Source organism: Tistrella mobilis (genome assembly GCF_041468085.1).
GTDB classification, from domain to species: Bacteria; Pseudomonadota; Alphaproteobacteria; order Tistrellales; family Tistrellaceae; genus Tistrella; species Tistrella mobilis_A.
In genome coordinates this window covers 148,790-170,379 of the sequence record NZ_CP121017.1, presented here as the reverse complement: position 1 = coordinate 170,379, position 21,590 = coordinate 148,790, and the positions used below count along the sequence as shown (strand labels likewise).

Annotated in this window: 20 protein-coding genes; 11 read left to right on the top strand and 9 right to left on the bottom strand. The window is 68.2% G+C overall.

From position 1 onward, the window contains the following. Positions 1–161: 161 nt before the first annotated feature. Together atpA and P7L68_RS06435 are read right to left on the bottom strand one after the other, a co-directional pair. Positions 162–1,694, bottom strand: coding sequence for a F0F1 ATP synthase subunit alpha (gene atpA / locus P7L68_RS06440; protein ID WP_372006991.1), 1,533 nt, complete (start codon positions 1,692–1,694; stop codon positions 162–164). Next, positions 1,694–2,254: a F0F1 ATP synthase subunit delta gene (locus P7L68_RS06435; protein WP_372003612.1), complete on the bottom strand. Its 561-nt coding sequence runs from the start codon at positions 2,252–2,254 to the stop codon at positions 1,694–1,696. Before P7L68_RS06435 ends, atpA begins: the two co-directional genes overlap by 1 nt. Before the next feature lie 508 nt (positions 2,255–2,762). Here P7L68_RS06435 and P7L68_RS06430 point away from each other — a divergent pair. From P7L68_RS06430 to P7L68_RS06415, 4 genes are all read left to right on the top strand, one after another. Continuing rightward, positions 2,763–3,569: a helix-turn-helix domain-containing protein gene (locus tag P7L68_RS06430; RefSeq protein ID WP_372003610.1), complete on the top strand. Its 807-nt coding sequence runs from the start codon at positions 2,763–2,765 to the stop codon at positions 3,567–3,569. Between the two features lie 126 nt (positions 3,570–3,695). Next, positions 3,696–5,849, top strand: a complete 2,154-nt coding sequence (locus P7L68_RS06425) for a TonB-dependent siderophore receptor (protein ID WP_372003608.1) — start codon at positions 3,696–3,698, stop codon at positions 5,847–5,849. Positions 5,850–5,951: 102 nt separating this feature from the next. Then, positions 5,952–6,434 carry a hypothetical protein gene (locus P7L68_RS06420; RefSeq protein ID WP_372003606.1) on the top strand — a complete coding sequence of 161 codons (483 nt, stop codon included), beginning with the start codon at positions 5,952–5,954 and terminating at the stop codon, positions 6,432–6,434. 11 nt (positions 6,435–6,445) lie between these two features. Beyond that, on the top strand, positions 6,446–7,516 hold the full coding sequence (locus tag P7L68_RS06415) for a PepSY-associated TM helix domain-containing protein (protein WP_372003604.1): 1,071 nt from the start codon (positions 6,446–6,448) through the stop codon (positions 7,514–7,516). Between the two features lie 12 nt (positions 7,517–7,528). Here the strand turns inward: P7L68_RS06415 and P7L68_RS06410 are convergent, their stop codons facing one another. Continuing rightward, positions 7,529–9,808, bottom strand: a complete 2,280-nt coding sequence (locus P7L68_RS06410; RefSeq protein WP_372003602.1) for a primosomal protein N' — start codon at positions 9,806–9,808, stop codon at positions 7,529–7,531. A gap of 270 nt (positions 9,809–10,078) precedes the next feature. On the opposite strand from P7L68_RS06410, the gene fsa reads away from it, so the two are divergent. The 3 genes from fsa to P7L68_RS06395 all read left to right on the top strand — a co-directional run bounded on the left by fsa (position 10,079) and on the right by P7L68_RS06395 (position 12,601). Further along, positions 10,079–10,735: a fructose-6-phosphate aldolase gene (gene fsa, locus P7L68_RS06405; RefSeq protein ID WP_014746505.1), complete on the top strand. Its 657-nt coding sequence runs from the start codon at positions 10,079–10,081 to the stop codon at positions 10,733–10,735. A 151-nt stretch (positions 10,736–10,886) separates the two neighbouring features. After that, positions 10,887–11,594, top strand: coding sequence for a DUF484 family protein (locus P7L68_RS06400; RefSeq protein ID WP_372003601.1), 708 nt, complete (start codon positions 10,887–10,889; stop codon positions 11,592–11,594). Beyond that, on the top strand, positions 11,579–12,601 hold the full coding sequence (locus tag P7L68_RS06395) for a tyrosine recombinase XerC (protein WP_372003599.1): 1,023 nt from the start codon (positions 11,579–11,581) through the stop codon (positions 12,599–12,601). The genes P7L68_RS06400 and P7L68_RS06395 overlap by 16 nt, the downstream gene beginning before the upstream one ends. Here P7L68_RS06395 and P7L68_RS06390 read toward each other — a convergent pair. From P7L68_RS06390 to P7L68_RS06375, 4 genes are all read right to left on the bottom strand, one after another. Further along, positions 12,592–14,022 (bottom strand): multicopper oxidase family protein, encoded by a 1,431-nt coding sequence (locus P7L68_RS06390; protein ID WP_372003597.1) that lies wholly within the window; start codon positions 14,020–14,022, stop codon positions 12,592–12,594. The two genes, P7L68_RS06395 and P7L68_RS06390, sit on opposite strands and share 10 nt — an antisense overlap. A gap of 61 nt (positions 14,023–14,083) precedes the next feature. Beyond that, positions 14,084–14,413, bottom strand: coding sequence for a hypothetical protein (locus P7L68_RS06385; protein WP_372003596.1), 330 nt, complete (start codon positions 14,411–14,413; stop codon positions 14,084–14,086). 22 nt (positions 14,414–14,435) lie between these two features. Beyond that, a complete protein-coding gene (locus tag P7L68_RS06380; protein WP_372003594.1) occupies positions 14,436–15,161 on the bottom strand; it encodes a Crp/Fnr family transcriptional regulator in 726 nt (241 codons plus the stop codon). 267 nt (positions 15,162–15,428) lie between these two features. Beyond that, complete coding sequence (locus tag P7L68_RS06375; protein ID WP_372003592.1) at positions 15,429–16,757, bottom strand: hypothetical protein; 1,329 nt, start codon at positions 16,755–16,757, stop codon at positions 15,429–15,431. Between the two features lie 266 nt (positions 16,758–17,023). On the opposite strand from P7L68_RS06375, the gene P7L68_RS06370 reads away from it, so the two are divergent. Genes P7L68_RS06370 through P7L68_RS06355 form a run of 4 tightly spaced genes read left to right on the top strand, consistent with a single transcriptional unit; the run spans position 17,024 to position 18,785 of the window. Next, positions 17,024–17,341 carry a hypothetical protein gene (locus P7L68_RS06370; RefSeq protein ID WP_372003590.1) on the top strand — a complete coding sequence of 106 codons (318 nt, stop codon included), beginning with the start codon at positions 17,024–17,026 and terminating at the stop codon, positions 17,339–17,341. Between the two features lie 3 nt (positions 17,342–17,344). Further along, on the top strand, positions 17,345–17,920 hold the full coding sequence (locus P7L68_RS06365) for a sigma-70 family RNA polymerase sigma factor (RefSeq protein ID WP_372003588.1): 576 nt from the start codon (positions 17,345–17,347) through the stop codon (positions 17,918–17,920). Then, positions 17,917–18,327 carry a hypothetical protein gene (locus tag P7L68_RS06360; protein ID WP_372003586.1) on the top strand — a complete coding sequence of 137 codons (411 nt, stop codon included), beginning with the start codon at positions 17,917–17,919 and terminating at the stop codon, positions 18,325–18,327. The genes P7L68_RS06365 and P7L68_RS06360 overlap by 4 nt, the downstream gene beginning before the upstream one ends. Further along, positions 18,324–18,785 carry a periplasmic heavy metal sensor gene (locus P7L68_RS06355; protein WP_372003584.1) on the top strand — a complete coding sequence of 154 codons (462 nt, stop codon included), beginning with the start codon at positions 18,324–18,326 and terminating at the stop codon, positions 18,783–18,785. Before P7L68_RS06360 ends, P7L68_RS06355 begins: the two co-directional genes overlap by 4 nt. Before the next feature lie 105 nt (positions 18,786–18,890). Here the strand turns inward: P7L68_RS06355 and lpdA are convergent, their stop codons facing one another. Next, positions 18,891–20,303, bottom strand: coding sequence for a dihydrolipoyl dehydrogenase (lpdA, locus tag P7L68_RS06350; RefSeq protein ID WP_372003582.1), 1,413 nt, complete (start codon positions 20,301–20,303; stop codon positions 18,891–18,893). Between the two features lie 75 nt (positions 20,304–20,378). After that, a complete protein-coding gene (gene odhB, locus P7L68_RS06345) occupies positions 20,379–21,587 on the bottom strand; it encodes a 2-oxoglutarate dehydrogenase complex dihydrolipoyllysine-residue succinyltransferase (protein ID WP_372006990.1) in 1,209 nt (402 codons plus the stop codon). Positions 21,588–21,590 lie beyond the last annotated feature (3 nt).

Genomic DNA, 21,590 nt, shown 5'->3' with positions numbered 1-21,590 from the left:
TTGATCGACCCCGGAGGTGGATCCTGTCCGTCGCGGCCCGGTAACCCGGACCTGATTTGCCCGGCCGCGGCCGGTCCGCCCGGACCGGGTCCGGACGACGCCGCCCGCATCATCCGGGATGCCCCGGCGATACGGGCGGCGCCCTTCAGGCATCCGCCGGATCAGGCGGCGAAGGTCTTGGCGGTACGGTCGACGACCGCAGCCAGCTTCGCTTCCACCTCGTCCGAGAGCTTGCCCTCGGTCGCGATGGCGTCGAGGATCGCCTTGTTCTCGCCGCGCAGGTCGGCGAGCAGCGCCTGCTCGAACTTGCCGATCGAATTGACCGGGATTGCGTCGAGATAGCCGCGCACGCCCGCGAAGATCACGCAGACCTGCTCTTCCATCTTGAGCGGCGAGAACTGGGGCTGCTTCAGCAGCTCGGTCAGGCGCGCACCACGGGCCAGAAGCTTCTGGGTCGCGGCGTCGAGGTCCGAACCGAACTGGGCGAAGGCTTCCATCTCGCGGAACTGAGCGAGGTCGAGCTTGATGCGGCCCGCGACCTGCTTCATCGCCTTGGTCTGCGCCGCCGAACCGACGCGCGACACCGACAGACCGACGTTAATGGCCGGACGGATACCGCGATAGAACAGCTCGGTCTCAAGGAAGATCTGACCGTCGGTGATCGAGATCACGTTGGTCGGAATATAGGCCGAGACGTCACCGGCCTGGGTCTCGATGACCGGAAGCGCGGTGAGCGAGCCCGAGCCCCGTTCCTTGCTCATCTTCGCAGCGCGCTCAAGCAGGCGGCTGTGGAGATAGAACACGTCGCCGGGATAGGCTTCGCGTCCCGGAGGACGACGGAGCAGCAGCGACATCTGGCGGTAGGCGACGGCCTGCTTCGACAGATCATCATAGATGATCAGGGCGTGCATACCGTTGTCGCGGAAGAACTCGCCGATCGCGCAGCCCGAATAGGGCGCCAGGAACTGCAGCGGCGCCGGGTCCGAGGCGGTCGCAGCCACGACGACGGTGTATTCCAGCGCGCCGTTGTCTTCGAGCGTCTTCACGATCTGGGCGACCGTCGAACGCTTCTGGCCGACCGCGACGTAGATGCAATAAAGCTTCTTCGTCTCGTCCGAACCGGCGTGAGCGGCCTTCTGGTTCAGGATCGCGTCGATCGCCACGGCGGTCTTGCCGGTCTGACGGTCACCGATGATCAGCTCGCGCTGGCCACGTCCGATCGGCACCAGGGCGTCGATCGCCTTGAGGCCGGTCTGCATCGGCTCGTGCACCGACTGGCGCGGGATGATGCCGGGGGCCTTGCTCTCGACGAGCGCGCGCTCGGTCGCCTGGATCGGACCCTTGCCGTCGAGCGGGTTGCCCAGCGGGTCGATGACGCGGCCGAGCAGGCCACGACCGACGGGCACGTCCACGATCGCCTTGGTCCGCTTGACCAGCGAGCCCTCGGTGATGTTGCGGTCTTCGCCGAAGATCACGATACCGACATTGTCGGCCTCGAGGTTCAGCGCCATGCCCTTGGTACCGTCGGCGAACTCGACCATCTCGCCCGCCTGGACCTGGTCGAGGCCGTAGACGCGCGCAATGCCGTCACCGACCGACAGCACCCGCCCGACCTCGGCAACCTCGGCCTCGGTACCGAAGCTGGCGATCTGCTCCTTGATGATCGCCGATATCTCAGCGGCGCGGATGTCCATCATCCAACCCCTTTCATGGCGAGTTTCAGACTGTGCAGCTTGGTGCGGATCGAGCCGTCGATCATGCGCGAACCGACACGCACGACGAGACCTCCGATGAGGGAGGGATCGACGTCGGTGCGGATCGCGACCGCACCGCCGACCGCCTGCTTGAGAGCGCCTTCAAGCGCGCTCTTCTGCTCATCGGTGAGGGCATGGGCGGAGGTCACCTCCGCGATCACTTCACCGCGCGCCCGGGCGACCAGCGCCTCGAAGGAGCGGATCATGGCCGCGAGAGAGAAGAGCCGCCGCTGGCTCGCCACATAGCCGACGAAGTTCCGGGTGAGCTCGTTCATGCCGAGCTTGTCGGCGATCGCCGTCACCGCCTTGACCTGGTCGTCTCGCGACACGATCGGGCTGCGCACCAGCCGAGCGAACTCTGCGCTCTCGTCCAGCAGCTGCCTGAATCGGGCGAGATCGCCGGTCACCGCATCGAGCGCTTCACGCTCCTGCGCCAAATCGAACAAGGCGGTCGCATAACGCCCCGCCAGTCCGGTCGCATCCGCTTGCGCACCTGCCACTGGGACCGTCCCTGAAGCCTGTCGTGAAAAGAAAAGCGACGAGGCCCTGCGGTCACGTAATAGAACGCGCGAGCAGGACCAAGGCCACGACACACGCCGTCCGTGGACGCCGTCATGCCGAGGGCAGGCGATACCTAACACAAGCACCGGGTAGGTGCAACCCGCGTTGCGACAGCGAAAATCGCCCTTCTCTCGCGATATGTCGGACGTGTACGTCGCCCCGCCGCCACGACCCGGGCAACCTCTCCGTCGCGTCGGCCAATGGTCTGCCGTACGATCCGACCCGGTTCAGGCCCGGTGCAAGGCCGCCCTCAGTTGCAACTGCCTATTATTCGCAAAATTGATCTGCTAGAGTCCGCCTCGGCTGGTGGCTTGATCGGCCCCGTGCGCCACGACCGGCGCGCATGATGCAGCACCAGGAGGTGCCATTTTGGAAACCGTCGCGGCCCCGGCCGTCGGGCGGTTGCCATCGACAGGTGCCGGCTGGGCTTTGACTCTGGAGGGTGGTGTGTCGGTCGCGGCCGGGACCCTCGCCCCCACCGCCACGGCCGCCCCCGTCGATGAGGAGCTGCTGTTTGCCGGGTTGAAGGTGGTGCTGATCGAAAGCGGCGCCCTCGCCTGCGGCTTGGCCGGCCAACCCGATTGCCTGATCCGCGGGCCGGCGATCTGTGCCATTACCGCCGGCCCCGTCGACGGAATGCAGACGCCACAGCGCGGCTGGCAGAAGGTGGTGTCACCGGCGCCCCTGGTCTATTCGATGATCTGCATCGCCGACACTACCCCCGCAGATGCTCCCCGGCTGCTTCATGCACCGGCACCGGCAGTGCTTCGCCAGCTTGCGGCGCAGATCCGCCGTTGCCCCTTACAAGGAACCGCGCGGCGGCTCTATCTCGCTGGCAAGGCATTGGAACTTGCAGGCCTCACCCTCGACACCCTCACTCCGCAAAGCGGCCTCCCGACCGATGCCACCCGTGCCGGCACCGGCCGGCCGCTCTCGCCCGCGGAGACCGACCGTGTCCATGCCGCCTGTGCGATCCTGGCAAGCAGCCTTGCAAACCCGCCGGAACCTGCTGTCCTCGCTCGTGCCGTCGGCCTGCCGGTACGCCGGCTGGTGCGCGGGGTCCATGACCTCCACGGCCGCTCCGTTCATGCTCTGCTTCAGGAATTGCGGCTTTGCGAGGCTCACCGTCTGCTGCGCTCCGAGGGACTTGATGTCGTGAACGCCGCCTGGCGCGTCGGCTACAGCCCGGCCCATTTCACCACGCTTTTCCGTCGCCGTTTCGGCATCACACCGGGCCGCCTTCGTCAGAGATAAGGCATGGCCGCCGACATGCTCACGTCGGATTATCGAAAGCCGGCGCCAGAAAATCGAAAGCCGCCGGCATTGTCTGGCCCGGCGTTGAGATGCGAGTGATTTGCAACCGCATAGATGAGGTTGCAGATGTCTCCCCAGACCGCCCGTGCCCGCCGACGCATCGTCACCGCACCCGGCTGCCTTGTTGCCGTAGCCTGCCTTGCACCCTATGCGGATGCTCTCGCTGGCGAGACGACCCCCTTGCCGGCCCTCACCATCAATGGCGAGGCCGCCACGACCGAGGTCGACGTGGTGCCGGCCGGCCAGACTGGCAGCAAGACCGCAACGCCGATCGTAGAAATCCCGCAATCGATCAGTGTCGTGGACGCCGACGACATGGCGGCCCGCAATGTTCAGAGCGTGAGCGACGCGCTGCGCTATCAGGCCGGCGTCACGGTGACCACCACTGCAATATCGCAGCGCTTCGACGGCATCTCGATCCGCGGCTTCGATGTCGGCTCGACCGGCATGCTCCGTGACGGCCTGCGCGGCACCACCGCCCAGGCCTGGCCGAAGGTTGAGCCCTATGGCCTTGAGGCGGTGGAAGTGCTGCGTGGCCCGTCATCCGTGCTCTATGGCCAGAACGCGCCCGGCGGTGTCGTCAATCAGATCAGCAAGCGGCCAACCGACACCGCCATGGGGGAAATCATCCTTGATGGCGGCAGCTTCGGCCGCAGACAGGGTCGGTTCGATCTGGGCGGACCGGCGGACGACATCGTCCCGGGATCGGCCTTCCGCCTCACCGGCCTGGCGCGCCGCTCCGACACCCAGTTCGACGACGTGCCCGACGACAAGCTGTTCATCGCGCCCGCCTTCTCGTGGAGTGGAGCCGACACCCGGCTGACCCTGCTTGCCGAACACGCCCGCGAAGAATTCGGCCCGCCCCGCCCCTTCATCCCGCTGAAGGGCACATTGCTGCCCAACCCGAATGGCACGATCCCGCACAACCAGTATCTCGATGAGCCGGGATTGAAGAACCAGCGCACCCAAAGCTCGGCCGGTTATGAACTGGAGCACCGGCCGGACGAGATCTGGACCCTGACCTCGGCGGCCCGCTATGGCCGGGTCGATCTGCTGACCAACACCGCCTCGGGCATAAGGCTGGATGCGGATATGCGAACCCTGCATCGCGCGGCCTATCGCTTCCGGATCACCGGCGATACGGTCGCCACCGACAATCACGCCGAAGCCCGCTGGCAGACGGGGCTGGCCACTATGTCCAGCCTTGCCGGGGTCGACTATCGCCATACCGCCGAAGACTATGTCCTGCAGGGTGGCAGGGCCGGAGACATCGACATCATCACCGGCGTGTCGACCGGCGGCATGGGACCGCTCACCACCACATACGCCGATACATGGCAGACATCCGACCAGCTGGGCCTCTATCTCCAGCAGCAGGCCCGGATCGCCGACCGCTGGGTGCTGACGCTCGGCGGCCGTCAGGATTGGGTGCGGACCACGACCGACAATCATGTGACTGAGACCACCTCCCGCCAGAACGACCAGCGCTTCACCTGGCGCGCCGGCGCGGTCTATCTGGGCGATCACGGCCTCGCCCCCTATGCCGGCTATTCGACCAGTTTCATGCCGGTATCCGGTACCGATTTCTATGGCGCGGCCTTCAAACCCAGCCTGGCCGACCAGGCGGAAATCGGCCTGCGCTTCGCGCCGCCGGGCCTCGACGGGGCCTTCGTCACGGCAGCGCTGTTCGATCTGCGCCAGACCAATGTCAAGACCACCGACCCCGACAACACGCTGAACACCATCCAGACCGGCGAAGTCCGGTCGCGCGGTATCGAAATCCAGGGCGGCGCCCGGCCCCTGCCCGGGCTGACCCTGACCGCCGCCTGGACGTTCTCTGATCTGGAGGTCACCGCCTCGGGCGATGCGGCCGAACTGGGCCGGCGCCCCACCGGCCTGCCCGAGCACTCAGGATCACTCCGGGCCGATTATGCCGTGGCTGCCGGACCGTTCGACGGTCTGGGGATCGGCGCGGGCATCCGCTATGTCGGCACCAGCATGGCCGATGTCGCCAACACCATCAAGGTGCCGTCCCACACCCTGGTCGATGCGTCGGTTTCCTATGAGCTGGGCGCGGTCGATCCGCAATTCAGCGGCACAGCGCTGCTGATCAACGCCACCAACCTCACCGGTCACGACTATTGGAGCAGCTGTTCCGCAACCAGCTGCAATGCCGGCTATGACCGCCAGATCATCGCCAGCCTGCGCTATCGCTGGTAATCCGCCCCCGGAGCACATCTCATGATCCGCCCGCCGTTCCCATCCCGCGCCATGCAGCACCCTGCAACCCGCCTCGTCATGATCATGGCCATGATCTTGGCGATGACGACGGACGCGCCCGCCGGTGCCGCCCGGCTTTCCCCGCCAGCGACCGCCGTCGAGGCTCCGGCCTGGGCCGGTGAACATCGCTGGGCCTGGACCGCCGATGATGGCGAGGCCGCCACTCTGCGTCTGGCTTTCACCCTGCTGCCGAGCGGCGACTATCTGATCGCCGGCAGCTTTCTGCTCGACGATGCCGAGCTTGGCGTAACCGGCAGCGGCCGATGGCGCACCGACCGGCTGGTGCTCGATCTTGTCACCTCCGGCGGTATCCGTGACGCCGCACCTGATGACGCAAAGCGCGGCCTTTACGGCGCGGAACCGATCCCAGACGCCATCACCGCAAGCGGCTTCGCCCTGTTCCGTGCTGATCTGAGTGCCGCTGATCTGTCCGGGCCCACCCAGCAATATCAGACCAATGTGCTGACGGGCGACCACGTCCAGGGCCCGGTCCAGCGCACCGGCCGGCTGTCGCCTGCGAAATGACGAAGGGGAAGATGACATCCGGGCAGGCGACATCACGGATGATGGTGCGGCGGCGAACATGGCGTCGGCTGCATCTCTGGCTGGCACTCAGCCTCGGCGCGGTGATTGCCCTGCTCGGTCTGACCGGCGCGGCGCTTGTGATGAAGGGGCCGCTGTTCCGCTGGGAAACCGGCCGCATCATCGCCGCGCCGGGACCAGTCAGCCCCGGCAGCTGGATCGCGACCGCCCGGACCGCCCAGCCAGATCTCGTCCGGGTGATGGGAATATCGGCCCCTCGTGCCGGCTTCCTGCCCACCGATGCCGCGACCGTCTATGGCCCCACGGCGGCAGGCGGGTTCAGCATTGTACTGATCGACCCGGCAACGGCCCGGCCGTTGGGCGTGATCGCCTATGACGACACGCTGTTCTCGATCGTGGTCGATCTGCACCGGCGGCTGCTGCTGCCGCCCCCCTGGGGCAGCATCGCCGGCACCATCGCTGGCGGTGGTCTTATCTTGTCGACCGTTTCGGGTCTATGGCTCTGGTGGCCCCGTGCGCCGAGGCGGTTCCGGCTACCGCGGCTCACCCGTGCCGCGCAGGGACGCCGGCGGGTTCAGGAACTGCATGACACTTCAGGCGTGTGGCTGGCGCTGCCGATGCTGGTGGTGGCCATCACCGGTGCCATGCTGGCCTGGCCCCTGGGCGGGCCACCGGGCCCCTCGCGGCCGACCGGTCCGGCCACGATCTGCCGGGCCTCCGCCCCGGACCCGGATGCTGCGCTGGCGATGGCGAACGACGCCGTGCCGCAGGCCCGCTTCCTCGGCCTCACCCCGGCCGGACCCGACGGCTTGGTGCGGATCCGCCTCGCCACCGGCGACATCTTGCCTCCCCTGACGGTAGCCATCGACGGCTGCGGAGCGGTCACGATCGATCGTCAGGGCGTGGTGCATCATCTGCTCGCCACGATCCACGGCCGGCTTCTGGCAGGCGATGTCGGCCGGGCGGTGGTGTTTGCAGCCGGTCTCGCCCTGCCCCTGCTTTATGTCACGGGCCTGCTCGCCTGGCTGCGCCGGCGGCGCCATGCCCGTGCCCGCCCGGCATGAACGGTCGGCCCCTTACAGGAAGCTCTGCGGATCCACATCGATCTGCACGCGGACGGCCCCCCTGACCGGCACCAGCTCGCGCGCCTGCGCCATCGCCAGCGGCAGATCCGCGGCACGATCGGCCATCACCAGCAGCCGCATCCGATGGCGGCCGCGCAACAGGCTGATCGGCGCCGGCGCCGGGCCCAGCAGGCGGGCGCCGGGGGGCAGGGTCCGACGCAGCGCCCTGGCAAACAGATCGGCGGTGGCGCGCGCATCGCCTGCATCGGGCGCCGAAACGATCACCGCTGCCCAGCGACCATAGGGAGGAGCACCGGCCTGACGCCGTGCATCCGCTTCCGCTTCCAGGAAGCCGTCGCGATCACCTGCGATCAGGGCGCGTATGACGGGATGACCCGGATCATAGGTCTGCAACAACACCCGCCCCGGATGTTCGGCCCGGCCCGCCCGGCCGGCGACCTGGGCGAGCAACTGATAGGTCCGCTCCGCCGCTCGCAGATCGCCGCCCGCAAGGCCCAGATCGGCATCCACCACCCCCACCACGGTCAGTCGGGGAAAGTGATAGCCCTTGGCCATCATCTGGGTGCCGATCAGCACATCGATCTCTCCCGCCTCCATGCGTGCGATCAGATCCGCGGCCTCGACCGGGCTTGCGATGGTGTCGCTGGTCATCACCGCCACCCGCAATTCGGGCATCAGGCTGCCGGCTTCCTCGGCCAGACGTTCGACGCCCGGCCCGCAGGGGGCGAATTTGTGTTCGGCGCCGCAGGCGGGGCAGGCGTCGGGTTCAGGCTCCTCGTGGCCGCAATGATGGCAGACCAGACGCGGGCCGCCGGCACGGAAACGATGTTCGACCAGCCATGCCTCGCAGGACGGGCAGCGCATCCGGTGTCCGCAGGCCCGGCACAGGGTGAGCGGCGCATAACCCCGGCGATTGATGAACAGCATCGACTGCTCGCCGCGCTCCTTCGCGGCAAGCACGGCGCCCTTGAGCGGTTCCGAGACGAAGCGGGTGGCGGGCAGGCGCTCGGTACGCATGTCGATCGCCTCCACCGCCGGCAGCACGGCGGCGCCGTGGCGGGCGGCCAGACGGCGGCGGCGATAGCGGCCGCGTTCGACATTGGCAAGCGTTTCCAGGGCCGGCGTGGCCGACGCCAGCACCACCGGCACGCCTTCCAGCGCGCCGCGCATCACCGCCATGTCGCGGGCATGATAGACGACGCCGTCTTCCTGCTTGAAGGCGGCATCGTGTTCCTCGTCGACCACGATCACGCCCAGCGCCGGGAAAGGCAGGAACAGGGCGGAGCGCGCGCCGACCACGACCGGGGCGGCCCCTTCGGCCACCGCCCGCCAGGCCCGGCGGCGATGGGCCTGGCCCAGATTGGAATGCCAGACAACGGGCGGTGCACCGAAACGGCCACGAAAGCGTTCCAGCCACTGGCTGGTCAACGCGATCTCGGGCACCAGAACCAGCGCCTGACGGCCCTGACGCAATGCGGCAGCGATCGCCTCGAAATAGACCTCGGTTTTGCCGGAACCGGTGACGCCATCCAGCACCTCGACCGCAAACCCTTCGCCTACGGCACGAACCAGCGCCGCGGCGGCCTCTGCCTGATCCGGGCCGAATTCAGGTCCCGGCCGCCCGGGATCCGGCCGTTCGAAGGCAGGCGGGACCGGCCGGTCGACCACAGCCAGCACGCCGCCCTCGATCAGGCCGCGGACCACGCCGTCCGACACGCCGGCGGCGGCGGCGAGCGCTGCGATCGTGGGCGGCACCCCGCCGTCATCGGCCGTCACCTGGTCCAGCTTCTCCAGCACCGCCCGGCGCTGGGGCGTCAGCCGGCCGGTGGGCGCGGCACCGGTCGCTACCAGCCCGATCTCAGGTCGCGGCGGATCCAGCGCCTCGTCGACGGGCAGCACCATGCGCAGCACGGCAGCCGGCGGAGATACGGTATAGGCCGCCACGGCATTCACCAGCCGACGCAGTGCCTCGGGTACCGGCGGACAATCGCGGCGTGCGGTTACCGATTTCAGCCGCCGCGCCTCAAGATCACCCTCCCCTGGCCCCCAGACCACGCCGGTGATCGTACGCGGCCCAAGCGGCACCTGCACCACATCACCGGGCACAAGGGTCATGCCGGGCGGCACGAGATAGTCCAGCCGGTCCAACCGGCGCCCAGCCGGGCCGCCTATCGCCTGGAGCGGCAGAACGGCCACGCGAGACGCTTCGACGGACGGATGGTCGGGAAACAACCCGGCAGACGGGTTCGGACTTGTATCCGGAGCGGTCATCGCATAAGCAGCAGTCGGGTGCGGACGGGTCGGGCGGATGGCATCATGCAACTGGCGGCGGCGCAAGGCTTTCGTTAAACTCCGCGCCAAACCGGCGGACCCGTCATCCCTTGCCGGAAGACCCGAGCCGGGTTTTCAGGCATCCCCGACCGCCACGGAAGTGCCCGCCCGAACGCCGGCTTCCCCTGTCTTCGCCCGGTCGGGGCGGTCCGCCACTTTCCCCGGTCCGTCATCCGACCGCCGATACCCTGGTTTCCAGAGGCCCGCATCATGAAGTTCTTCGTCGATACCGCCGACGTTGCCGAAATCCGCGATCTCGCCGCCACCGGCCTGGTCGACGGCGTCACCACCAACCCGACGCTGATCGCCAAGAGCGGCCGCAAGTTCGTCGAAGTGATCGAAGAGATCTGCGCCGTGGTCGCCGGCCCCGTTTCGGCCGAAGTCACCGCCCTCGATCACGAGAAGATGCTGGCCGAGGGCCGGTATCTGGCCCGCATCGCCCCCAACGTCACCATCAAGGTGCCGCTGACCATCGACGGGCTGAAGACCTGCAAGGCGCTCTCGGACGAGGGCACGCCGGTCAACGTCACGCTGTGCTTTTCGCCCGCCCAGGCGATCCTGGCCGCCAAGGCCGGTGCCCGCTTCATCTCCCCCTTCGTCGGCCGCTATGACGATATCGGCGCGCGCGGCATGGAACTGATCGAGCAGATCGTCGAGATCTATGCCAACTACCCGACCTTCCAGACCGAGGTGCTGGTCGCCTCGGTGCGCAACCCGCTGCATGTGGTCGAAGCCGGCCGCATCGGCGCCGATGTCGTCACCGTGCCGCCGTCGGTGCTGCGCCAGATGTACCAGCATCCGCTGACCGACAAGGGCCTGGCCGCATTCATGGCCGACTGGGAGAAGACCGGCCAGACGGTTCTCTGAGCCAGCCACGGCCATCTGACCCTGCGCATCATCCGATGCGGAACGGCGCGGCCTGCGGCGATGACCCTGAGGGTCGACCCCGCAGCCGCGCCGTTCCATATTGAAGGGCAACCCCCTTTCCCGACACCCCGAGGCAGACCGACCCGCCAAGATGACCAGCAGCTCCGACACCGCCGCCCCCGCCGCCGGCCGCCCGATCCAGGACGCCGACGTGCTGGCGCATCTCGCCCGCCATCCGGATTTCTTCCAGCGCCATCCCGAAGCCCTGGAAGCCCTGGTTCTGCCGGGCCGTCGCCACGGCGACGGCGTCGTCGACATGCAGCGCTTCCAGATCGACCGGCTGGCACGGACGGTGGATGACATGCGCAGCAATCAGAAGCGCCTCATCGGCACGGTTCAGGCCAATGCCGAAATCGACCAGCGGGTCCGCCAGTCGGTCCTGACCCTGGTCGAGGCGCAGACCGTCGATGCCGTGATCGATCGCCTGGTCCAGGCCGTGCCACAGGCACTGGGTATCGAATGTGCGCTGGTTGCAGTCGAAGGGAATGCCGGTCGCATGCCGGCGGGTGTGATGACCCTCGCCCCCGGCACGATCGACCGGATGCTGGGCGCCGGCCGTCCGCTCAGGCTGCGTGGCCGGATCGAGGCCGACGCCCGCGCACCGCTCTGGGCCGACAACGACACCGTCCGATCGGACGCCGTCGTCCGGCTGGAGACCCGCGCCGACATGCCGCCTATGGTGCTGGTGCTGGGCAATGGCCGCGAGGCCACCTGGCATGATGGTCAGGCGAGCGATCTGCTCGACTTTCTGGCCGCAGTGGCCGCCCGCTGTCTGACCCGGTCGTGGTCCGCCAGCTGACGCAGGAACCCGCGGCCGTCTGGCCGACGGATATCGCAGCGGCAGTCGAGGACTGGCGGCGCTGGCTGGTGGCCGAGCGCCGGGCTTCGGCCAACACGGTCGCCGCCTATGATCGGGACCTGACGCAGTTCCTGCGGTTCATCAACGACTGGGCCGGTGGCATCACCGATCTGCCGGCACTCGCCGCCGTCGACATTCAAGGGTTTCGCGCCTGGATGGCCCGGCGGCGGGCCGACGGGCTGAAGCCGTCTTCCACCGCCAGAGCGCTCGCCGTCATACGTGGCTTCTACCGACGGCTCGATCGGGTCCACAACCTGCCGGCCCCGGGGCTGGCGGGCCTTTCGGCTCCGAAACACGTCCGCCCGGCCCCCCGCCCCGTCGCGGCGGCAGATGCCGGGCGGCTGATCGCCGCCGCCGCCGATATCGGCGCTGAAAGCGGACGCGATTGGGTGGCCCTGCGCGAACGCGCCCTCTTCGCCCTGCTCTGGGGGGCGGGGCTGCGCATCGGCGAGGCCCTGTCGCTGGACGGGCGCGACTGGCCGGCGCCGGACACGAGACAGCCGGCACTGGTGGTGCGCGGCAAGGGCGGCAAGCAGCGCCGGGTGCCGCTGATCCCGGCGGTGGTCAGCGCGGTCGAAGCCTATCGTGCCGCCTGCCCGCATCCGCAGACCCCCGAGCGGCCGGTCTTCACCGGCGTGCGCGGCGGCCGGCTGGATCGGGCGGTGGCGGAACGGCACATGGCGGCGGCGCGGCGCGCGCTGGGACTGGAAGCGACCGCCACCCCCCATGCGCTGCGCCACGCCTTCGCCACCCATCTGCTGGATGGCGGCGCCGATCTTCGGGTCATCCAGGATCTGCTTGGCCACGAAAGCCTGGCGACCACCCAGCGCTACACGGCGGTTGCGACCGAACGGATGATCGCCGCCTATGCCGCCGCGCATCCCCGGGCGCGGCTGCGCAGCGGCGAGGACAAGACGGACGGCTCGGACCGCCCCCCTCAGACATAGACCAGTTCGGTCATCATGCCGGTGGCCATGTGGTAGAGGCTGTGGCAGTGGAACAGCCAGCGGCCGGGATTGTCGGCGGTGACCGCAATGGTGACCGCACTGCCGGGCACCACCTGCACCGTGTCGCGCAGGAGACCACTCACAGGCCGGCCGTCAATCGCCGTCACCCGAAAGTGGTGGCCGTGAAGGTGCATGGGATGCGCCATGCCCGAACGGTTGACCATGGTCATTGCCAGCACGTCGCCGGCCCGGGCCTGCACCGGCCTGCGGTCCGCCCAGCTGCGCCCGTCGATGGTCCAGCGATAGGGCATCATCCCGCCCTCCAGGACCATCTCCACCTGCCGTGTCGGCGGCCCAACCGGCGCATCGGCCGGCACCAGAATTCGTTCCAGCATCGCATCGACCGGTGCCGCCGGTTGCGCCGCCCGATCGGACAGCCTCGCCACCACCGCCCCCGGTGTGGCGAGCAGAATGCCGGTGCGTATCGTATCGCCCTCACGCGTGGCAAACAGCGGCACCACCCCGCCCTGGGCCGGCATGTCGACCAGCAGATCGACCCGCTGCCCCTGCGCCAACGGGACGTCTGCCACCTCCTGTGCCGGCACCGCATTGCCATCCACAGCCACCACGCGGGCGATATGCCCCCCCAGATCGAGCCGGAAGGCGGTGGCGGCTGCCGCATTGATCACCCTGAGCCGGACCCGCCCGCGCCGCTCGGTGCGCACCACCAGCGGATCGTCGAGCGTGCGGTCTTCGGCAAGGAAGGCGTCATACTCGACATCGTTGAGATCGGGGCCGGCCGGAGCATGACGCATTGTGCCATGGTTCATGGCCCCATGGCCTTGGGCGCCGTGATCCATCCCGGCCATGCCGGTCAGACCGGCAAGGATCTCGTCCGGCGCCCGGAAGCTGAAGTCATGGAGCATGACCACCACCTCCTGGTGGTCGGCCACCAGATCGGCGGCACTGCGCACGATCAGGGGCGCCGCCAGCAGCTGCTGTTCCTGAAGACCGGCATGGGAGTGCATCCAGTGGGTCCCGGGCCGGGCCGCAAAATCGTAGACCGCCTGCCCGTCGGGCGGAATCAGCCCGACATAGCCGGTATCGGTCACGCCATCCTGATCCGACGGCGGGGTCAGACCGTGCCAGTGGATGATGGTCGGCTCCTCCATTCGATTGTGGAGGGCCAGGTGAAACCGCTCGCCGGGCATCAGTTCCAGCCCGTTGCCGCCGTCGGGACGGCGGAGACCCCAGACCGTGGCGGCGCGGCCCCGGATGTCGATGACCCGGCTTGCGGCCGAAAGATGATGACGCGGCGTATCAGCATAGGCCGACGGCAGCAGGCTGCGTCCGGCCGCGGCCAGGGCCACAGCGGCGCCCGCCGCGCCGAGCAGGCGGCGGCGGGTGATGTTCATGGACATGGAAAATCCCTTTCCGTCCGGATATCCGATATCTGAAGAGAGGCCCCGGGGCGGGGCGCCTTCAGACGATCGGCGGACGGAACGGACCTGCCGGGTTGCGGCCGTCGGGCAGGAAAGTCGCGGGCAGCGATGGCCGGCCCGCATGGCCGAAACCGACCGGGATCTGTAAGACCGGCAGAGTTGCCGGCGCACACAGCATCGCACAGGCGGCCATGCAGGCCCGATGCTGGCGATCAGGCGCCCCGGCATGATGGTCGGGGCAGGGGCCGGCGGCCATGACCATCATCGCCGGCATCGCCTCTGCCGCACGCGATGCCGCCATGCCCCCACCCGACCAGGCGGTCAGGACCAGGGCAAAAACGGTAAGGGCGACGAGGGCGATGCGGCGCATGGGAGCGTGCCTGCGGGGTGTATCAGCGGGCGAGCAGCGCTTCGGGTCGGTCACCGGCAGCCACCCGCAGCAGGCGCATCCGGTCCGGCACCACCAGCATGCGACCCCGGCGTTCCACCACCCCATCTTCCTGAAGTTGGGAAAGCACGCGGGCCACCGTCTCGCGCGCCGTGCCGACCCGCGCCGCAATGTCGCGCTGGGCCGGAAGACGGTCCACCACCCAGCGGCCGGGGGCGCCGGTATTGCCGTCCGAGGGCCGGGCCAGGCGCAGAATCTCCACCGCCACCCGCTCGACGGCACGCAACGTGCTCAGATCCATGATCCGTTCGTCGCAGGCACGGATGATCCGGGCCAGGCGCAGCATCACCTTGCGTGCCACCGTCGGCTCCTCGGTCACCAGCCGGTCGAAGAGCTGGGGCGACAGGGCGGCAAGCCGGCAATCGGTAGCAGCCACCACCCGCGCCGAGCGCGGCAGCCCGTCGATCGCCGACAGCTCGCCGAAATAGCCCCCGGACTCAATACGGGCGAACGAGACTTCGCGGCCGGTCAGGGCATAGTTGATGACGTCGACCACACCTTCCAGCACCAGGAAGACGTCGCGATTGCTGCTGCCGTCATCGGCATCCAGCACCACCGCGCCGGCGCCGTGGCGCATGGTACGCACCTGCGCCGCCACTGCGGCCAGGCTGTTGCGCGGCAGATCGGCGAGCAGATCGACACGGGCCAGCTCTACGGCGAGAGTCGTCATCGGCAACAGGGCTCCTGGCGGTATGCGATGCGGCGGCGAACGGAACCCCGGAGCCGGCACGGAAATGCCCCGGGCGACGCCTCGGGGACAGCCGTTCGGGGGGCGGACGGCTGTCTGCACCGCCCGACCACTCTGCCGTTACTCCGAGACGTTAACCGTGGCCGGAAGGCCTGTCCACCTCGTCTCTGCGGCGATGCGAAAGTAATCGTCGCATCGCGGCAAGTTATTGAGACATCCGTCACATCGCGTCTCGCGATGCCTCCCACGTCAGGGCCCGGGCGCGAATTCCGGAAGCATGAGCTCCACCGCGCGCCGCCCCTCGGGCGCCCTGCCCTCCACCCTGAGCTTGTCGGGGATGCGCCCCTGCAGCCGCCCTTCGGCCGGGCCGAGCAGATCGCCGAACAGGCCGTCGCAGAGCATCGACCAGTAGCCGGAGAGCGGGATCGGATCCACCGGATCGTCGATCCATTCCGAGCCGATGTTCCGCGGCTCGTAGGCGATCGAATCCAGTTCCCATTGTCCGCGGCAGATGGTCGGGCGCGGGCCATCGCGCTCGGCACCCGGGCCGGCGAAGAGCATCAGCATCTGGCCCTTCGCTCCGGCGCGCATGTCGAGGCCGATACCATCCACATAGGCCACGCCACGCCAGAGGCCGATCGGAGGGCCGTCATCCGCCGGCGGAGCCCCGCCCGTATCACCATCCGTCGGTGTCGCATCAGCCGGTCCGGCATCAGGCAAGGCCCGCACGGCAAGGTCGACCACCACCGGGCGACCAAGCGGCGTACGCGGCGGCATCGCCTCTCCCACCACGCCGATCGACCCTACGGCCAGGGCGGCGAGATCGGCATCATAGCGCCGGCCCGGCTCCAGGCAATGGAAGCCGGCGACCACCGCCGCGGGCGGCGCGGGCACCGGCGCCGCCTCGGCCGTCGGCACCGGAGGCAGGGCAGGCTCGGGGGCCGGAACCGAAGGAGGAAGCTCTTCGATGGCGGGCGGAGGGGCATAACCGTAGGCACCCGGTTCCATCGGCGCGAGAAAACCGATGCAATCACGCTCCGTCACCCGGAAACGCTCGACCGGCAGCGGACCGAACCGGCTCGGAATGACGGCCAGAGGCTCGACCGCCAGCCGGATCGGCCCCTCATCATCCTTGAAGGCGAAAAGATCGTCGAACCGGGGAGAGCGGGTCTGCGCACCCGAAGCGGCAAGCGCCCCGACATAGAGGCCAGCCATGGGTTCTGCCTCGTCAGCGGGCGCCCAGAATGCGCCCTCGGCGTCGACCTCCCCGTCCGCGCGCAGATGATGACGCGCGATATCCGGAGCAGTGTTTACACCATAGCGCGCCGCCCGAAAGATCAGGCGGCCATCGGCTACGGGGATCCGCATCCACCGTCCCGACGGACCCGACAGTTCTGCCTCGTCATCGGGGCCGGCATCCAGAATGGCCGGCATCTCTTCCGCCGGAGCGGTTGCACCCTTTGGATCCGCCACCTCCTCCGCAAGGGCGGCAGGCGCCAGCACCATGGCAAGCATAAGCAGAGACGCCTTCCGCGACCGGCGGCGATGGGTGGTCTTGTCCCGGGAGGCGGTTCTCATGCCGTCGATCCCATGTCTCCACACGCATGGCTGTGCCGCAAGGACAGGACAGCCGCGACGCACGATACCCGGCTTCGCCCCGAATCAGAAGGCCCGTCGCGGGAAGAAGGGGTTTGCCCTGCCTGCCCGGACGGCACGACGGCGACGACGCCTGCCGATTTCCCGCGACGGAAAGCCCTGCCCCGGTCCGTAGAGACGGAATGAGCGGCAGATGCCGGGCTGCCGGGGCCGCCGACGAATCACGCCAACCAGACCGGAGATATCCGATGACCAGCCATCACCGCCGCCTTCTCCTGACCGCCTGCCTTGCCCTTGCCGCGGGCCTGCCCGGTCATGGCGGCGCTGCCGAGCCACGGAGCTTCACCTCGATCGATACCGACGGGAATGCAGCCATCAGCCGCGAAGAATGGGGCAGGATGGTGTCGGCCGAGATCGCTGCCGGCGAGAGCCGGGCGGCGAAGCGTCTTGCCGAGTTGCCGGAAGGGCGCCGCACCGAAATGCTCGATCGCCGCTTCCGGTCGCTCGATGCCGATGGCGATGGCAGTCTGTCCCAGGCGGAATGGGACGCCCGCAGATCCGAGTGAGGCATGAATGAGCCCGAAGACGACGTCCTGGTCGGCCGCGTGGCGGCAGGAGATCACGCCGCCTTCGCCCGGCTGATGGCGCGCCATATGCGGCGCGCCATCGGCATAGCCCGGGGTGTTGGCCGCAATCCCGCCGATGCCGACGAGATCGCGCAGGATGCCTTTCTGCGACTATGGACCCATGCCGCACGTTTCGACCCGGCTCGTGGCGGCTTCACACCCTGGTTCGCACGCATCGTGCTGAACCTGACCCTCGATCACCGGCGGCGGCCGGCTGCGCTGGAGCTGGAGAGCGCGGATACCGTCGCCGATACAACACCCGACGCCCTCACGCGCCTGATCGGCGCGGAACGCGATGCCCTGCTTCAGGCCGGGCTCGATCAGTTGGGAGAGCGCCAGCGCGCCGCCATCGTTCTGTTCCATTACGAAGGCATTGCCGGCCGCGACTGCGCCCGGATTCTGGACATCAGCGAAGATGCCTTCGAAAGCCTGCTTGCCCGGGCGCGCCGCAAGTTGCGGCGCAGCCTTACCCCCATCGACCCGGACGCCCGCGCCGGCCGCAAGGAGACCGGATCATGACCCCAGACAGCTTCTGCCGGCTGCTCGATGCCTGGGGCGCTGACATCTCGCGCTGGCCGGAAGACCGGCAGCTAGCGGCCCGCGCCTGTCTGGCAGCCCATCCGGAGCTGCTTGCCCCGCTTGCCCGGGCAGGCGCATTGGATGCCGCCATCCTGGAAACGTCCCCACAGGTCAGGGAGCAGGAGATCGCCGCGGCCATCGCCGCCGTAGGATACCGGCTGGAAACATCCCGCCGGCGCCCGGCCAGGGCAGGTCGTGTCGGATGGCCGCTGGCGGCCCTGGCCAGCGCGGCCGCCATCCTGCTTGCGATCGGCCTGCACGACCCGTCCGGCACCACAGAGGGGGCAGCCATGATGACCCTGTTGTTTGACAGCGATCTTATTCTGCTTGATGGAGCCGCCCGGTGATCCGCACCCTCATCCGCCGGCTGCCTCGCCCCGGGGTGGAACGGCTGGCGCTCATCCTGTCGGTGGCAGCCAATCTCGTGGTTGCCGTCTATCTGCTTGCCGCCGAACCGCCGCGTCCTTTCGGTCGGGACCTGGCACCGCGCGCCACACATCTGGTCGAGATGATCTCAAGCCGCCTGCCGCCGGCAGAAGGTGCCCGGCTGACCGCCCTGTACGAGGCGCGGCACCCCGGAATGGAGGCGCTGGACACGGCATTCCGTCAGGCGATGATCACCGTCATCGCCGAGATTGAACGGCCCGAGGTCAACCGCGCCGCCCTGCATGCAGCTTTCGACGAGGCGCGATCGATCCGCAGCCGCTCAGCCGATCTCATGATCGACATGTTCGTCGAGACCCTGGCCGATGCATCTCTTGAGGCCCGGCAACAGATTGTGGCGGAGATCCGCAGAACCCGCTGACACCACCGGAGCGGAAGCCGACATGGAAACGCCCGGCAGCGCAAACCGCTGCCGGGCGTTCGTTCCCGAATTGTCTCGTGAAATTTTTGTCACGAGATCTTTCTTTTACATGTTCAGCGTGCGGCCATCGACCGCCAGCGCCGCTTCCTTCACCGCTTCTTCGAGGGTGGGGTGAGCATGGCTGGTACGGGCAATGTCCTCGGCGCTGGCCTTGAACTCCATGGCGAGCACCAACTCGGAGATCAGGGTTCCGGCATCGGGGCCGATGATATGCGCGCCCAGGATCCGGTCGGTCTCGGCATCGGCCAGGATCTTGACGAAGCCGTCGGTCTCGCCCACTGCGCGGGCGCGGCTGTTGGCAGAGAAGGGGAACTTGCCGGGCTTGTAGGCAATGCCCTCCGCCTTCAGCTGTTCCTCGGTCCGGCCGACGCTGGCCACTTCCGGCCAGGTGTAGATCACGCCCGGGATCAGATTGTAGTCGATATGACCCGACTGCCCGGCGATCATTTCGGCCACGATCACGCCCTCTTCCTCGGCCTTATGGGCGAGCATCGGGCCCTTGATGACGTCGCCGATGGCGCGGATGTTCGGCACATTGGTGCGGAAATGATCATCGACCTCGATCCGGCCGCGCGGACCGGTCTCGATGCCAACAGCCTCCAGGCCCAGCCCCTCGGTATAGGGCTTGCGGCCGATGGCGACCAGTACGGCATCCGCTTCGATGGTCTCGGCATCGCCACCCTTGGCCGGTTCGACCGTCAGCTTGATGACCTCACCCGACGTATCGGCGCCGGTGACCTTGGTCGACAGGCGGAACTTCAGGCCCTGGCGGCCCAGGATGCGCTGGAACTGCTTGGAGACCTCGCCATCCATCTCGGGCGTGATCCGGTCCATGAACTCGACCACGGTCACGGCCGAGCCGAGCCGGCTCCAGACCGAGCCGAGTTCGAGGCCGATAACACCGCCGCCGATCACGACCAGACGACCCGGCACCTTCTCGAATTCGAGCGCACCGGTCGAGCTGACGATCCGCTTCTCGTCGATCTCGACACCCGGCAGGTCGACATGGGTCGAGCCGGTGGCGATGATCGTCTCACGGGTCTTGATCGTCTCGGTGCCGCCGTCGTTCAGCGCCACCTCGATGGTGGTCGCATCGACGAAACGGCCGGTACCCTTGAAGTAGGCGACCTTGTTCTTCTTGAACAGGCCTTCGATACCGCCGGTCAGCTGGGAGACGACCTTACCCTTGCGGGTCATCATCGCGGCGAGGTCGAGTTCGACACCCGACAGCTTCACGCCATGCTCTTCCAGCCCGTGCTTCGTCTCGGCATAAAGCTCCGACGACTGCAGCAGCGCCTTCGACGGAATGCAGCCGACGTTCAGGCAGGTGCCGCCCAATGCGCCGCGCTTCTCGACACAGGCGGTCTTCAGGCCAAGCTGGGCCGCGCGGATCGCCGCAATATAGCCGCCGGGGCCGCCGCCGATGATGACGACGTCGAAGGATTGGGTATCGCTCATCTCATGCATCCTCAAGAAGTCGGAACGCCCGCCGCCGGATGAAGGCGGCGGGCGCGGGAGGGGCCTGCGGTCCGATCAGAGATCGAACAGCAGCCGCTCCGGGTTCTCGATGCATTCCTTGACGCGCACCAGGAAGCTCACCGCCTCCTTGCCGTCGATGATGCGGTGATCATAGGACAGCGCCAGATACATCATCGGACGGATCACGACCTGGCCCTTTTCGGCCATCGGACGCTCCTGGATCTTGTGCATGCCCAGGATGCCCGACTGCGGCGGGTTCAGGATCGGCGACGACATCAGCGAGCCGTAAACGCCGCCATTCGAGATGGTAAAGGTGCCACCGGTCAGCTCTTCCATGGTGAGCTTCCCGTCGCGCGCCTTCACGCCCAACGCATTGATGGTCGCCTCGACGCCGGCAAAGGACAGCTGATCGGCATCGCGCACCACCGGAACCACCAGGCCCTGCTCGGTGCCGACGGCAACGCCGATGTCATAGTGGTTCTTATAGATCAGCTCGTCGCCGTCGATCTGGGCATTGACCGCCGGGTACTCCTTGAGCGCCGCAATCGAGGCCTTCACGAAGAACGACATGAAGCCCAGCTTCACGCCGTGCTTCTTCTCGAAGCCGTCCTTGTAGCGGTTGCGCAGGGCCATCACCTGCGACATGTCCACCTCGTTATAGGTGGTCAGGATCGCGGCGGTGTTCTGGGCATCCTTCAGGCGCTCGGCGATGCGGCGGCGCAGCTTGGTCATGCGCACGCGGGTCTCGCGCTCGCCGGCCGGCTGGGCCGTCTTGGGCGCCGGGGCAGCGGCGGGGGCCGCCGGAGCGGCGGGCTTCGCCGCAGCGGCGCGCTGCACGTCATCCTTCATGACCCGGCCGTCACGGCCGGTGCCTTCGACCGAAGCGGCATCAATGCCGGCATCGGCAGCGGCCTTGCGGGCCGCCGGCGACAGGATCTTCTCGGCAGCAGGGGCCGGCGCAGGCTCGGCCTTGGGCGCCTCTGCCTTCTTCGGCGCCTCGGCGGGCTTCGCCGCAGCGGCGCCCTGGCCCTCGCCGATCACGCCCAGCAGGGCGCCGACCTCGACGTCGGCACCTTCCTCGGCCAGGATCTCGGTCAGCACGCCCGATGCGGGGGCATTGACTTCGAGGGTGACCTTGTCGGTCTCCAGCTCCACCAGCGGCTCATCGGCCTCGACGCGGTCACCGACCTTCTTGAACCACTGGCCGATGGTGGCCTCGGTAACCGATTCGCCCAGGCTCGGAACTTTGATCTCGACGCTCATCAC